The sequence below is a fragment of the Coleofasciculus sp. B1-GNL1-01 genome (assembly GCF_040220235.1).
GTDB lineage: Bacteria > Cyanobacteriota > Cyanobacteriia > Cyanobacteriales > Coleofasciculaceae > Coleofasciculus.
This window is the reverse complement of sequence record NZ_JAVJTO010000030.1, coordinates 118,849-133,401: the sequence shown is the minus strand read 5'-3', so window position 1 is coordinate 133,401 and position 14,553 is coordinate 118,849. Positions and strand designations below refer to the sequence as shown.

The 14,553-nt window shown below is 44.7% G+C and carries 12 protein-coding genes; 5 read left to right on the top strand and 7 right to left on the bottom strand.

What is annotated here, in order from left to right:
* The 5 genes from RID53_RS07280 to RID53_RS07260 all read right to left on the bottom strand — a co-directional run.
* The coding region (locus RID53_RS07280) for a transposase (protein ID WP_446387477.1) at positions 1-609 on the bottom strand (609 nt) is incomplete at its 3' end.
* Between the two features lie 607 nt (positions 610-1,216).
* A complete protein-coding gene (locus RID53_RS07275; RefSeq protein WP_446387476.1) occupies positions 1,217-3,799 on the bottom strand; it encodes a M1 family aminopeptidase in 2,583 nt (860 codons plus the stop codon).
* 380 nt (positions 3,800-4,179) lie between these two features.
* Positions 4,180-4,428, bottom strand: coding sequence for a HepT-like ribonuclease domain-containing protein (locus RID53_RS07270; RefSeq protein ID WP_446387475.1), 249 nt, complete (start codon positions 4,426-4,428; stop codon positions 4,180-4,182).
* Positions 4,425-4,718: a nucleotidyltransferase family protein gene (locus RID53_RS07265; protein WP_044208670.1), complete on the bottom strand. Its 294-nt coding sequence runs from the start codon at positions 4,716-4,718 to the stop codon at positions 4,425-4,427. The genes RID53_RS07270 and RID53_RS07265 overlap by 4 nt, the downstream gene beginning before the upstream one ends.
* Before the next feature lie 186 nt (positions 4,719-4,904).
* Complete coding sequence (locus RID53_RS07260) at positions 4,905-7,007, bottom strand: S-layer homology domain-containing protein (RefSeq protein WP_446387474.1); 2,103 nt, start codon at positions 7,005-7,007, stop codon at positions 4,905-4,907.
* Between the two features lie 319 nt (positions 7,008-7,326).
* On the opposite strand from RID53_RS07260, the gene RID53_RS07255 reads away from it, so the two are divergent.
* From RID53_RS07255 to RID53_RS07240, 4 genes are all read left to right on the top strand, one after another.
* A complete protein-coding gene (locus RID53_RS07255) occupies positions 7,327-7,551 on the top strand; it encodes a hypothetical protein (protein WP_446387473.1) in 225 nt (74 codons plus the stop codon).
* A gap of 469 nt (positions 7,552-8,020) precedes the next feature.
* Positions 8,021-8,368: a hypothetical protein gene (locus RID53_RS07250; protein ID WP_446387472.1), complete on the top strand. Its 348-nt coding sequence runs from the start codon at positions 8,021-8,023 to the stop codon at positions 8,366-8,368.
* Between the two features lie 49 nt (positions 8,369-8,417).
* The gene (locus RID53_RS07245; protein ID WP_446387471.1) at positions 8,418-8,567 is read left to right on the top strand and encodes a hypothetical protein; all 150 of its coding nucleotides are present in this window, start codon (positions 8,418-8,420) and stop codon (positions 8,565-8,567) included.
* A gap of 11 nt (positions 8,568-8,578) precedes the next feature.
* Positions 8,579-10,297 carry an alpha/beta hydrolase gene (locus RID53_RS07240; RefSeq protein WP_446387470.1) on the top strand — a complete coding sequence of 573 codons (1,719 nt, stop codon included), beginning with the start codon at positions 8,579-8,581 and terminating at the stop codon, positions 10,295-10,297.
* A 727-nt stretch (positions 10,298-11,024) separates the two neighbouring features.
* Here the strand turns inward: RID53_RS07240 and RID53_RS07235 are convergent.
* Positions 11,025-11,375, bottom strand: a complete 351-nt coding sequence (locus RID53_RS07235) for an endonuclease domain-containing protein (protein WP_446387469.1) — start codon at positions 11,373-11,375, stop codon at positions 11,025-11,027.
* 84 nt (positions 11,376-11,459) lie between these two features.
* Positions 11,460-14,279 (bottom strand): pentapeptide repeat-containing protein, encoded by a 2,820-nt coding sequence (locus RID53_RS07230; RefSeq protein ID WP_446387468.1) that lies wholly within the window; start codon positions 14,277-14,279, stop codon positions 11,460-11,462.
* On the opposite strand from RID53_RS07230, the gene RID53_RS07225 reads away from it, so the two are divergent.
* The gene (locus RID53_RS07225) at positions 14,278-14,424 is read left to right on the top strand and encodes a hypothetical protein (protein WP_446387467.1); all 147 of its coding nucleotides are present in this window, start codon (positions 14,278-14,280) and stop codon (positions 14,422-14,424) included. The genes RID53_RS07230 and RID53_RS07225 overlap by 2 nt on opposite strands.
* Positions 14,425-14,553: the final 129 nt, after the last annotated feature.

Here is a 14,553-nt window from a genome sequence, read left to right as displayed (position 1 = left end):
ATTCTCAAATCGCTCACTGTATCGGTCAAACCCGTCTTCTGATATAATTTCTTGTAGCCATTCCGGTGCAAGTTTAGCTATTTGATTCAGTGTGGCTCTTAGGGTTTCGCCAACTAATTCTAAACGATTAACTTGACGTATAGCCGCCACCACCTGGGTTGAGTCTGTACGCTGTTTCCCACAAGTCTTAATTAATTTATGTTCAAAAAAGTGAGACACCATCACATCCAGCAACTTATTTGATGCTTCATGTTGGCATAGTCGTCCTCTAAATTCACTTAGTACCGTTGCATCAAATCCTGAATCGGTTAGGTTTAATCCCAAAGCATATTTCCAATCTATTCGACTCCTCACTGCATCGGCGGCTTGTCGATCAGTTAAACCTTCCGCAAATTGCATTATGGTGATTAATGCTAATCGAGCTGGTGAGATGGCTGATTGTCCACATCGGACGGGAAATACACCGACAAAGTCTTTGTCTTTGTATAGTGTCCCTAATTGATCATACATTTTCATGTATACATTTCCTCTTGGGAAAGATGCACGCGCTACTTTAACCGTTTCTTTTGGTACTTCCCAATAGTTTTGTGGATGTAAGCTGTTCGGCATTTAAACCTTAATGTCAATAATGGTGAAATCCTTGTAGTGCGAGCATCTTGCTCGCTACTAATACCCAATTTAAATGCATGACAGCTTAGTGTCATCGCCGCCGACTATCAACTCTTCAACTTTTTGTATTATCTTATTTATTGCGCTTCGCCCCCTTTGGGGTCTGACCCCCCATTACCCCCTCTATGCATTACCCACATCTTTCTTAACACACTTCGAGAGCGATCGCTCTCGCCCTCTCCCCCCCATTCCTACATCAGCAATTCTCAATAAAGTTGAGATTTTATCAAGAAACGGTTGTGGTAATTTGTCAAGTATAGTAGGATTGATTGGCTTTGAAAACATTGTGAAACAAGGCTTTCAGGTAGTTCAAGCAAGATGCGGATAACGCATAGATTACCCCCTAGAGGGCGCAAGCTGATGGGTTCCTCTCAACGTGAACCCTGAATGGACGTGAAGGAATAGAGCAGCACAGTGATGGGGGTGAGGGGTCTGACCCCTGATTCGCCAGCAGTATCCGGCGTGGGAGAGGGGCTGGGGGTGAGGGGTTGAGCTTAAGTTGACACCAATGCACGTCGGTGCGCCCCTACCGTTAACCAATGACAAATCAAGACGACTTCGCTTCTAGGTTTTCTAGGCGGCTTTTGAGTTCCTGATTCTCTTGCTTAATCTGATCCAGTTCTTCGCGAAGCTGTTTAATCGCTTTGTCTGAACCCACCTGTTTCTGTACCTTTTGAATCGCTTCTTCCGCCCGACGACGCACACGCCCATCCGGTGTTTGATCACATAGCGATCGCAAAACCCCAATCGCCTTAACAGTCTCCATTTGGGCTAAGGCGGAAACTACCGCCACTTGAGTCAGGAAGAACGATTCCCCGGATAACTCCTCTAACGCCTCTAATATTTCCTCTAGCTTATTCGGGGTTTGACCTGTGGAAATGGTGCCTAATGCCCGAATTGACGCCAGTCGTAAAGGTTGAGAAACACCTAGCTTAGTGTACTCCATAATTACATCTAACGCTTGGGGTGAAGACTTCATCTGACTCAATCCCGCGATCGCACCGGAACGCACGACTTCATTCCAACCTGCGCGTTCATTGAGAATCGTTGTCAACAGGTGCAGCACTTCGTCTGCTTTATCTTTCATACTCCCAGACGCCAGTTTACCCAGCACTTTCGCCGCCGATGCTTCTACGTAATAGCTAGCATCTCCCCCTTCTAACAAATGCTTTAAGGCTTGATAACTTTCAACCGTTTTCACCTTACTCAAGGCTTCAACCACCGATCGCCGCACCCGTGCATCTTTATCCTGCAAGCCAGCAACTAAAGCAACAGAGGCTTGATCCAGTTTGACTTTTGCTAATTGTTTCGCCACTTCGACGCGCACACCCCAGAAGGGATCATCCGTCAAGGCTTCTGCTAACGCTTGAACGACTTCTAATCCCCCCTTCTTCACTAACGCTTGGGCGGCGTAAATCCGGGAAACGGGGTCAGGGTCAAATTTAAGCTGGGCTTTCAGTTCGGCTAACGGATACTCCAGCGTCACCGTTTTTAAGTAATTATTCCCCGCATCAAAACTAATAAACTGGGGCTTTTTCTCCAAGGGGAAATAGAAACTCTGTTCCCGTTCATGGATGCGAACCTTAAACGTTTTCAGTGGCGAATCCGCATCAGTGTAGCCAAAGGCGATGGGAATTTTCAGGTCAAATCGCTCATTCTTGCTACCATTTTGACTCTCTTTTACTTGAGTTTGCACAACCGTAACTTTAGCTAACTGGCTATCCCCATCCCAGGTGTAGCTAACTTTATAGTCGGGATGACCGCCTCGGAAGACATATTGATCAAACAGAAATAGGAGATTTCGACCCGTGGCTTTTTCAATTGCCCGTAATAGGTCAACGGTTTCTACAGTATTATGGGCATTATCTTGGACAAAGGTTTGAATCGTCTTCCAGAATAACTCATCCCCCAATTCCGCCCGGATTATATGATAAACACAAGCCCCTTTTTCATAAAGGTGGCGGTCATACAATTCAATCGCTTCTCGGTAAATATGAGTAACAATCGGGCGACGATAGCGGGAGGTGTCTTCGCTGATGTAACTGCGGGCTTCATTGAGTAGGTAATATGCCGCATCGTCCTTACCATACTCTTGTTCCGTCCACAAGACTTCCGTATAGGATGCCATTCCTTCCTTAATCCAAGCATGAGACCAATGCTTGATTACTACCAAATCACCAAACCATTGGTGTGCTAATTCGTGGGCGACTAAGCTTTCAGTACGCATCCCATCCAGCGCCGCCCGTTCATCCAATAAGCAGCGATCGGTGAGGAGGGTGGTGGAGGTGTTTTCCATCCCCCCAAAGATAAAGTCATCGACACAAACTTGGGCGTATTTAGGATAAGGATAAGGATAGCCAAAGATATGACTATAGAATTCCATCATCTTGGGCGTCTTACCCATACTGCGCCGCGCATCCTCTTCCCGCCCTTTTTCCACATAATAGGTAACAGGTTTTCCTTGCCATTCATCGCGAATTTCGGCAAAGTCACCTACTGCTAAAGTCATTAAATAGGTAGGATGAACGTGGTTTTGTAACCAATGATAAGTTGTGCGATCGCCCTCTTCTTGAGTACCGATTAGTTCCCCATTCGATATCGCCATCAACGGTTTCGCAACCGTAACCCGCAGTTCCGAACTCGCTAATTGACCCGGATAATCGAAGCAGGGGAACCAGAAGCGGGAATCTTCATCTTCTCCCTGTGTCCACACTTGGGTGGGTTTGTTGGGGTAATCCTGGGTGGGAGTAATAAAATAGATACCCCGTTGCGGCTGTTCAACCTGGTACGCGATCGCGATTTTTACCTCTTTCCCCGCTTCAGTCGGGTTGCGAAGCTGGATCTGTAGTTGTTCCCCGTCACAATCAAAGGGTTGGGATTCACCGTTAATCTGCACCGATTCAATCGTCAGGTTCACCGCATCCAGGACAAACTGATGGATATCATCACGCACTGGGGTTAGGGTAATAGTGCAAGTCCCCTCTAAGCGCTGCTTGGGGATATCCAAGACCAAATCCAGGAAAATATGATTCACTTGTCCCGGGCGATCGGGGTTGTAGTGGGGTCTAGCACCGGGTAATTCAAAGGACTTGTGACCGTTTTGATCCGAATCAAAATAGGACTGTGGCATAAATGTGTCAAACGTTAACAGAACAACTACAAGTATCTCTTCCTTCCAGGGTAGCTTGTCTCACCGACTCCCAGTCAATGCGAATCAAGGGTTTTAACGGGAAACTCTCTTAATTTTAAGCAATCACGGCTCAAAAAATTTATTCTATGTAGGGTGGGTTAGGCGGTGTTTCCACCAGGACAATAACTATTTAATGAATTATCCGCCGTAACCCACCAATATTAAGGCTGTAGCGTCTATCTGAACCGCTTGCCAAATTATTTCCACATCTGTATTAAAATAATCATGAATCAGTTTAAGCTGTTCGGCATTTAAACCTTAATGTCAATAATGGTGAAATCCTTGTAGTGCGAGCATCTTGCTCGCTACTAATACCCAATTTAAATGCATGACAGTTTATCCCGCATTCCAGCAATATCTCTCCAAGGAATATCAGGATATTGATTTCTCACTGAATCAGGTACTCGCTTCACCGCTTCACCAATAATTTCCATCGCTCTTGAAACCGCAAACACCTTCTCCAAATTTTGTGAGAAAGCTTCAAACTCAATACCTGCGGGAAACTGTTCAATAGCAGCAACAGCATCCAAAATATCCTGTAAATAGTCCTCCACTTGCCGTTTGGTCACAGGTAAACAACCTCCGCCAAAACCCGCTCTCCAATTCGAGGCTTCAAGCCTCCCTTATGCACCAGATCAACCTTAACTCCTAGGTTGTCAGTAAGATAATTCTCCAAATTGATGAACTTTAACAAACTGGGTGTCTGGGAAAACTCCACCAGCACATCAACATCGCTCGTTTCAGTCTGTTCTTTTCTCACGTAGGAACCAAAAATACCGATTTCCCTAACCTGATAACGTTCCTGCAACACTGACTTATTTTGCCCAAGCCATTGCTTAATTTCCTCTAGAGTTTTCATCACCCCAGTCTTACCTTGAGTCAGTACGGTGTTAATCTAGCTTACACCAATCCAGATGAGAACTTGAATAGTGGGTGTTCTGGGCGAAAATATAGCAATAGACACATCGATTAGGACGTTCGACACCATTGTAGAGACGTTGCATGCAACGTCTCTACATAAATGATGGGTTAATACGTTCCCCCTTTAAGCGGACACAATGTAATCCGAGTTAATCGCACTCACTTTATTTGCATCCACTAATGCCTGATAAACCATAGCCGCCACCTCACCACGGGTAGCCGCTTTGGTTGGATCGAGTTTTTTGACATCAGGGTGATTCACCACAATTTGTTTTTTCGTGGCTGTGGCGACTTCCTCCTTGCCATACTCCGGAATATCATCACTATCCTCGTAAAAATCTAAGGCATTCGTATCGGATTCTGATAATTCTAATCCATTCACCAAAGACACCAGAACCTGAACCCGTTCGACATTATCTCCTTGGCGGAACATATCACCGGGATAACCGGATAAAAATCCGCCGCGATAAGCTTTTTGAATCACATCCTTTGCCCAAGACTTGTCACTAACATCCAGAAAGTTCTTGGCTTCCCGTTTCGGTGCAGGGTCAAAGGCTTTAACCAATAACGCTGCATATTGGGCGCGGGTCATTTTTTCATTGGGTTTAAATGTACCATCACCAAACCCGCTAATTAATCCTTTGTCAAGTAATCCTTCAATAAAGGGTTTTGCCCAGTGGTTTTGAATATCAGGGAAGGTTTTAGGTTGGTTATCATCGGGAGTAGCGCTAACAATATAGTCTGAGTTAATTTCACTCACCTGATTCGCATCAACCAGCGCCTGATACACCATCGCCGCCACCTCAGCCCGGGTAGCATCTTTTGTCGGGTCAAGTTGTTTCGTATCCGGATAACTCACCACAATTTCTTTCTTCGTCGCCGTGTTGACTTCATCTTTGGCATAATCCGGAATAGCGTCGCGATCGCTATAGGTACTCAACACCGTCCCATCACTTGCTGATAACCCCAATCCATTCACTAAAGACACAATCACTTGCGCCCGTTGCACATTATCATTGGGTTTAAAGCTATTGTCAGGAAAACCCGATAGGAATTCACCGCGATAAGCCTGTTGAATCACAGTCTTTGCCCAGAAATCATCAGCAACATCGGTGAAATTTATCCCATCCCGTTTAGCCGAGGGATTAAAGGCTTTGACTAATAACGCCGCATATTGAGCGCGGGTCATTTTGTCGTCGGGCTTAAATGTGCCATCTGAAAAGCCACTAATTAATCCTTTGTCGAGTAATCCTTGAATAAAGGGTTTTGCCCAGTGGTTTTGAATATCGGCGAAGCTATCCGGTGGTTGACCTCCATCATCATCATCTCCATCATCATCATCGCCCCCATCGCTGATACTGCCTTCAATTTGAACTGATCCACTCACTTGACTACTCGTCAACTGATTTCCCCAAGACACCAGGGTATTATCACTAGAGTTGAGAATCGCAAACTTGCCGTTGTTGCGAAAAATATTATTACCCGGATCATCTTGACTTTTACCTAAATCCGGCTCACCATTGCCTGTCACAGCAATACCGTATTCTTCATTATCCTCAATGGTGTTATTTCGCAGGATGGGTTTAGAATCTTCAGAAACCCCAACTCCGAAGCGGTTTTCAGAAATAAGATTATCGACAACTCGCGGCGTCGCCTCGCCATCAATACTAATACCGTAACCTGCTCCTTTACAGGTATTATCTTTAATTTCTCCTTGAGCCTCTTTGGTAAAGGAGATGCCATTTCCACCGTTATCAATAAAGTCATTATCAACAACGTTAGGTTTAGCGGTTCCGGTCGCTAAAACCCCTTCGCGATCGCATTGAGTAAAGGTACAGTTTGTTATAGTCGGATCAGTCGATTCAATCCAAATCCCTGTGCCGCGTGTGGCTTTATTTGTCACCGTGACACCGCGCACTTCAGTTGTATCTTCCAGTAAAAGGGTTATATTTTGTTGAGCCAGTGTGGGGCTAATATACTCGCCATTCCCTTCAATTACAATACCATCGCCTTTATTCTGTTCATTGCCTACCAGTTTGACCCCAGATGGGACTTGCAGTGGGAAAATCTCGCCACTCGTCGCATTATAGGTTCCCGCCGCCAGTTGGATAGTTGTATCAGCTTGGGCTTGTTGCAGGGCTTTGGACAAGGTTTTAAAGGGAGCAGATTGGTCACCCGTCGCGCTATCGTTTCCGGTAGCGGGATTAACGTAAAGAGTTTGAGCCATAATGTAATCTATCTATCGAAACAATAATTGGAGTATTGACTTGAGATAATGGTGAATGTTTCCCAGGGTAGGCTCAACTTGTAGCCAAAATCATCCTTCATTAGGATGAAATCTAGCTACTCACGGTTCCTGAAAATGACATACTTTTCACCTTCAAATCACCTTCTCAACTTAATTTGAGAGACGTGCGGGTTAAGGGGTTTGTGTCAAACCGGAGTCAGCTTGCTGATCAGACGGTTTGTTAGTCAGGGCTGATTTGCAATTGGCTGTGCTGGTTTAGGATGAGGATGATGAGTATAGCTTGACCTCCCGGAAAACAATGGCGTTAGAACCCTGTAAGGTGTGTGGTTCCCTAACTAGCACGAATGATGAAATTTGCATGATTTGCGGCTATCCGGCGAAAGGACGCCCGAAGACGATTTGGTTTAAGTGGATTGCGCTGATTCTGGCGCTGGCTATTGGTTTACCTTTAATTATCGCTACGTTTCAAAATCTAGTGAGTTCAGAGACGCCGATTCAATCCGTACCCTCTGAAAGTAAGTAATACCGAGTTGCGCTCAAACATAGTAGATAGGAAAAGCTGGGGAAGCTGGGGAAGCTGGGGAAGTTAACTCAAAACTCTACCTTACCTATTACCTATTCCACACCGAGCGTGTTACCGAGCGTGTTACCGAGCGTGTTACTGAGCGAAGCCGAAGTAAGCCGAGGTGTTGCCTATTGCCTATTGCCTATTCCCTATTCCCTGGCGCGTAGCGCTATATCTGCATCTCGATGAGAAGCCGATGAGTTCTCAAAGTTTTCAGTCATAAACTCCGATAACCACCCGTTTGAATGAGGATGTTGAGTCAAATCGATTATCCTCTAGATTCTAATGCACATCTGTGAATGTCCCTACACAAAGCCACTACTCTCTCTATTCTCCGATTACAACAAAAACATAGACAGGATGTATTCGGCTATTGATTCCCGGAACGCGATCGCGAAACGGTTCATCTGAGAGAAGGAGAATAATGATGCATTATCAAAACTATACTACTGAATCCCCAACCCGCTTATCGCGTCTCCAGGTGTTCAATAGTACATACGCTCTAGATGAAAAGCAACTGGATGGAAATCTGCAAGATGTATCACTGACTAATCCGGAATCGCTTCCTTTCTTTGAGTTTATTCCCGCGACATCGAAATCGCCGCAGCGATTCGTCGGAATTGTGGGTGTGGTGATTCTCTTGGCGGTATTGGGGATAAGTGGCGCGATCGCGTTACCCAGATTTCTGCGGGTGAGTACATCTCTAGGTGACGCCAATTCTACTACAGGATTTAACTGGCACTCCCCAGACATTGATATCCAGGATGTCAAGTGACGATTATCCCTTGCTTACATGAATCAGACGGTAGTCGGGATGAAGGACAATGAATGAACATCATTATTATATTGGTTTACTGCTGATCTTGCTGGTATTCGGGTTTGAACTCCTGGTTCAGTCAGCCGATATAAACAGCGGACAACGAGTGCGATCGCGTGCGTCGCGTCAGGAAGATAGTTTGTTAGTCAGTCGTTGAGATGGAATGGGATGAATCAGCGTTACTATCGGATTTTAGGATTAAGTTTATTCCTGGTTTGTATGGGACTCCTGCTATGGACAGGTTTTCAGCTAACTTTCGGTATTGAATCTAAATCCATCGCGATTCCGATCAACGCTAAGCAGAATTTAATCACTCGCATTTATACGCCTAAAACGACACCGAAACCCCAACCTGTGATGATTTTATGTCATGGGGTGAATGCGAGTAAAGAAAGCATGACCCCTTTAGCGATAGAATTAGCCAGACATGGAATTGCAGCCATTGCTTTTGACTTTGGTGGCTATGGAGAATCCTATTCTTTGGGGATGCAAAATAAATCGATTAATAGCCTAGAAACCAGTACCGTTGCTGATGCTAAAGCGGTCTTAGATTTTGTGCGATCGCGAAGCGTGTCCGAGGACGTATCGCATTCCTCCCAGTTTGATTCTAAACGTATTGGCATTGCGGGTCATTCCATGGGGGGAACCACTGCATTAAAGTTAGCTCAACTTGAGTCTCAACTACAAGCCACGGTTGTTCTGAGTATCAGTGGATTTGCTACGCCCACAATTCCCAACAATCTCTTCCTCGGTGTTGGCTTATACGAACAACTGAATCCGCCGTCAGAGTTGCGCCAAATGTGGCAAACGGTTTGTCCTGATGGTATCTGTAATAATTTTCAGAATGGAACCGCACGTCAGTTAGTTATCTCTGAGACAACCGATCATTTTACTGCACCCTACGACCCAAAATTAATCCGTCAAGTCATCCGTTGGACACAACAGGCTTTTGATCTACCGCTTCAAGAGAAGCCTTTAATTGTTCCCTGGTTTATTGTGGGCGGGATTGGTACAGTTAGCGGCAGTATTGTGGGAGGTGTTTGGCTAGTTCTGCGTTGGCAGAATTCAAAGCCTTCTCTCTCTAACTCCCTTTATACCCCCCTTTCATTCCCCCCTTTCAAAGGGGGGAACCAGGGGGGGATGGAGAGAGGTTTGTCCAAATCCCCAAAAGTAAGAATTCGATACAGTGTAACTGGAGTTTGGGGGATTATTCTCCTGATAGGCTGGATAGCCGGAACGAGTAATCTTTTCGTATTGTGTAGCCTGCTGCAATTGGTGAGTAATTATGGTTTACGTCATCCCGGAAAAATTAGCAAAGCGGTACGAATTACCGGATTGTATGTCGGTTTAGGGTTAGCCGCTTTCTGTTTATCGGGGTTACTTCGGGGTGCAATTGAATTGTGGCATCATCCCTTATCATCGCTCAAACTCCCTCAGTTTTTACTGCAATGGATTATTTTTATTTTTTATAACTATGGCATCGCAATGAAAGTGGCTGTTTTAGATGCGTACACGTTCACGTTACAACCGAGTTGGTTCTTTCTCCTCATCATCGGATGTGAGTTAATCCAACCGGGTATACTTTTAACTGGGGTGGAAAAAATCGGGGTTTGGCTAGTTCAATGGTTACGTCGTCCGCTAACTGTAACCGGATTGGGTAAAGTGTCTGGAAAAGAGGCGGGATTAATCGGAATATTGGTGGTGTTACTCATCGTTTTATTACATCAGCGCCGTGGGGATATTAGTCAAGTTGCCAGTCAGGGAATCGCCGCGCTGGAAGTGTTTGGACTACTGCTAGTGTTACCGATTGGGGTGGGGATTGGAATTGTGCGATCGCGTTGGTTTCAGCGTCTGGAAAATCGGTTAACTTCAAACGAACGCCACTGACTTTAGAGTTTGTAGTAAGCGCTTTAGCGCTTCTGGCACTAAAGTGCCTACTACGAACCCAGATTGACTCAGCGACATTTAACTTAAAACCCCTCTCCCCCAGCCCCTCTCCCACAAGGGGAGAGGGGAGAATACAGGGGAATTTAGGTTATGTATTTTCAGTGAATAATAGAGAATAGCAAGGTTATTTTTAGTTCTTTTTTCTCTTGATAAAAGAAGAAGAAATTGATGCTCTGTCCGGTTCCCCTTCTCCCCATGAAACCCAAGCTATTGCATCCTTTGTCCTCCATCCGTATACTTAAGCTTAACCCCTCTCCCCCAGCCCCTCTCCCACCCAGGGGAGAGGGGAGAATACAGGGGGATTTAGGTCATGTATTATCAATGAATAATAGAGAATAGCAAGATTATTTTTAGTTCTATTTTATCTTGACAAAAGAAGAAGAAATTGATGCCCTGTCCGGTTCCCCTTCTCCCCACGGTGGGAGAAGGGGTTAGGGGATGAGGGGGGAAATGCCAAGAAGTAGATAGACACAGTAGGGGAGAATAAAAGTGACTTTAGGTCATGTATTATCAATGAATAATAGAGAATAGCAAGATTATTTTTAGTTCTATTTTATCTTGACAAAAGAGGATAAATTGATGCACTGTCCGGTTCCCCTTCTCCCCTGGGTGGGAGAAGGGGTTAGGGGATGAGGGGAAAAATGCCAAGAAGTACACAGACACCCCCTTAACTTGACACCAATGGGGGATGAGGGTGTCCAAACTCCCCGCGAATTCGACTCAAAACCTCTGGCAAATTCCTCTCCACCTCCTCACTACTCACTCTGACAAATCGTAATCCTAAAGACTCCAAAACTTGCTGTCGTTGCTCATCCAAATGTTTCTGAGACTCATGAATTCCACCATCAACCTCGACAATCAACCGCTCCGATGCACAGAAAAAATCAACGATAAATCGCCCGATGGGTTGCTGACGCCGAAACTTTCGCCCCTCTAGCTGCTTTTTCCTTAAAGCTTGCCATAAAATTGCCTCACTCGGCGTTGGTTCCTTGCGAAACTGACGGGCAATTTCTATCATCTTCTGTTCTCATTGTCTCGGAACGTCCCATCGCTCTACAGTTTCAGTTTTTTTCACAGCGTTACCTCTCAAGAGTTTGATGAGTCAGTTCAAGTAGGTTGGGTTTGGAGAGCTAATCGGCACTTTGCCTTCAAGAATTGTCCCTTTAAAATTTACTCTGAGAAGACTTGTATTTCTAAAATTCACCCTGTTAATATTCGCCTCTCTAAAATTCACCCTGTTAATATTCGCCTCTCTAAAGTTCGCTTCTTTAAGATTTGCCTCTCTAAAATTTACCATATTAAGATTCACCTTTCTAAAAGTCGCTTCTTCAAGATTCGCATTTCTAAAATTAACTCTTTCAAGATTTGCCATTTCAAAATTAACCCATTCAAGATTTGACCCTCTAAAATCAACCCTTTCAAGATTCACTCTTCTAAAATTTACTCCTTCAAGATTCGCATTTCTAAAATTAACTCTTTCAAGGTTCGCCCCTCGAAAATTCGCCTCTTCAAGATTTGCCTCTTCAAGATTCGCCATTTCAAAATCCACCCCTTCAAGATTCACACCTTCAAGATTCACCCTACGCAAATCTAAAAAACTTAATAAATTTGGACACAACACATCTGAACAGATTTCTTGTCCCTGTAGCCGGGAAATCCAATTACCAAAAGCATCCTCAGAATGCCATTTAATCTCCGAACATTTCTCCGTCAAACGCGCACAACTATTAAGAACCGCTAACAAAGCTTCCTCCGCATTGCGGGCTTGTCGGTTTTCTTCCTGAAAATTAGGACGAGGTTCTAGCTTTTCCATTGGCATTCCGTGCTTCAACATAAAACCAATTAAATGACACAGAGTATCCTGCCAATTTGCCACATCCTCTGGCTTGACTTGATAATGCAGCCGCATTTCATCTAAAACAAACTCAAACAAATATTTATCCATCGCCGTAGAACCACAGACTAACGCCCAGCGATGTAACGCCCGACGTTCATCCCAATCTTCATAAGGATCATCATCGCGGGCTTCTAATTTGCGGTGGATATACCGCACTTCTTGGACAATGCGTCGGGCGGTTAAATATTCGCCAAAACTTTTGTGGGTAAATTCAAAGGTGTTGTCACCGGAATCATTATGTCCACTTTGACGGAAATAAAACGCCGTCATCAAACGAGTAATGCTGGCTTTCGCATCATCTTGAAAGCCTTCTTGAAATCGCCTCAGCAGATTTTTTAGATTACTATTGTCACAATGCTTTTCAATGTCTCTCACTGTAGTAGTCCGCCCATTCCCATGCCAAGCAGCCAGGGCAATTTCTTCGAGAATCCGAATAAAATCTCTTTCCTCAATTCCCTGAATGGCTTTATGTTGATGTCCTGCCCACCCTCGCTCATAAATGGCTTTGAGTAAGTCATTATAAATGGCATTCAAGTTAGTGTCTTGGTCAAAGGTTAGTTCTCCCCGTCTTAAACTGAGAGCCACTAGATAATTGAGCAAGGGTTGAGCGGTAATTTCAGTTAAATTTCCCTGGTTTAGCTCATTGGGTAAACCCGTATAGCCATAACCACTCACAGTACCATAATTTTGCCACCAATTCTGGCGCTGATCTTGTTCTAGTAGCTGGTTCTCATCGACATAATCTTTTCGCTTATCTTCAGGGATAAAGTAGGGTAAAACGTGCAGGATTTGTCCCTCTTTGCGAAAGTCGGTTTGATTCGCCTGGACTGCCAATTCTCGTCCGGCAATCAGTACCTGTAAGCAGAGTTTTTGCTGGTTTAATCGGTCAACTGTACGCTGGACTTCTCGGACAAAATCTTGGGCAATTTTTTCGGCAATTTTCCCCTGCATGGCTAATTCATCTAGTCCATCAAAAATAATCAAGAGGCGGGATTCGCGACAGTCTGCGGCTAGGGGATTGTGCGGTAAGATGCCGTCTGTATGGATAAATTTACCCACTGCCTCAATCAGATCATCGGCGGGATTAAAATGGTGCAGGGGAATAAATAAAACCCGAATCTTATCTGTTTCTGCTAGGTTGGCGGCAAACATTTTAGCAAAGGAGGATTTGCCACTCCCCGGACTGCCACTAATTAAGCGAATGGCATCATCTTTTTTGGCTTGATTTAGCCAGGTTTTTAGTTCTTTGTCTAACTCAATGACGACGCGCTCAAATTTATCACGATTTGCCAGTCTTGGGTCTAATTCTTCCGGATTTTGTCTCTCAACTTTACGCTTATAGTAAGCCCGTAGCGGCACATAGACGCGCTTGAGACTAAAGGCTTCTAAAAACATCGGTTCTTCCACTTGTTTTTGTAGCCAGGTTCCATATTTGAACCATGCCTGAAGTCGGTCATTGGCTTGGGTGAAGGGAGTATCGAGCCTTTCTTTCAGTACGGCATAGTCTTTTGCCTGATTTCCCCACTCGTGATGGAGTGCGGCGGCAAAGTAGATGGGGAGTCTATCGCTAATGGCGATAGCATCAGCTTCGCTGACTTGACATTGCTTTAGCCAATCTACAAAGGTAGGTTTGATAGCGGCAATAATCGGGTCTTTATCGGGATGTTCAAAAAACCTTTGGTTAAGCGTTAAACTGCTATCTGCTAATGCCTGGTTAATTTCAGTTTGTAAGGTTTTAATCTTATGGTTATTGGGTTCTATTTCAGTTTTTTTATCAACAAGATTCTTGATTGCTTGGAGCAAAGAACGGTAAATGAGTAACCAGGCTATTTCTTCGGCATTAGCGGCTAAACCCAGGGCGGATAGAACGTCAACGGCGTTTCCAGCCAGACTATCCCACTTGCCAAACAGGACATCAATCCCTCCTTTTCCTACAGCTTTTGAGAAATCGGTGAAGTTAATCTTAATGGATTTCTTCAATACCGGAGTCGGCGGGGTGATGGGAATTCCAGATTCGTTTGTCATGATGGGTTTAGGGGAATTGTTACCGGATGATAATGTAGAGACGTTCCATGGAACGTCTCTACAGGGTATCGGAACAGGGCATTTTGACCTCGAAACACGGCATTTGGAGTTCAGCAATTCCACCTTAGCAGGTGCGTTACGCTGACGCTAACGCACCCTACGACTACAACAGAGTGCGATCGCATTCCCCAGCCGTTTTGTAGTGAGGGAACTTTAGCCCTTTATAGCTAGGTGTTAAAGCACTAAAGTGCTTACTACAAACTAACATTTAATT

Coding starts and splice junctions, on each gene's coding strand:
- RID53_RS07225 (WP_446387467.1), top strand. CDS start 14,278: ATGATGGGTTTAGGGGAATTGTTACCGGATGATAATGTAGAGACGTTC.
- RID53_RS07250 (WP_446387472.1), top strand. CDS start 8,021: ATGCATTATCAAAACTATACTACTGAATCCCCAACCCGCTTATCGCGT.
- RID53_RS07230 (WP_446387468.1), bottom strand. CDS start 14,279: ATGACAAACGAATCTGGAATTCCCATCACCCCGCCGACTCCGGTATTG.
- RID53_RS07260 (WP_446387474.1), bottom strand. CDS start 7,007: ATGGCTCAAACTCTTTACGTTAATCCCGCTACCGGAAACGATAGCGCG.
- RID53_RS07275 (WP_446387476.1), bottom strand. CDS start 3,799: ATGCCACAGTCCTATTTTGATTCGGATCAAAACGGTCACAAGTCCTTT.
- RID53_RS07240 (WP_446387470.1), top strand. CDS start 8,579: ATGAATCAGCGTTACTATCGGATTTTAGGATTAAGTTTATTCCTGGTT.
- RID53_RS07245 (WP_446387471.1), top strand. CDS start 8,418: ATGAATGAACATCATTATTATATTGGTTTACTGCTGATCTTGCTGGTA.
- RID53_RS07235 (WP_446387469.1), bottom strand. CDS start 11,375: ATGATAGAAATTGCCCGTCAGTTTCGCAAGGAACCAACGCCGAGTGAG.
- RID53_RS07255 (WP_446387473.1), top strand. CDS start 7,327: ATGGCGTTAGAACCCTGTAAGGTGTGTGGTTCCCTAACTAGCACGAAT.
- RID53_RS07265 (WP_044208670.1), bottom strand. CDS start 4,718: ATGAAAACTCTAGAGGAAATTAAGCAATGGCTTGGGCAAAATAAGTCA.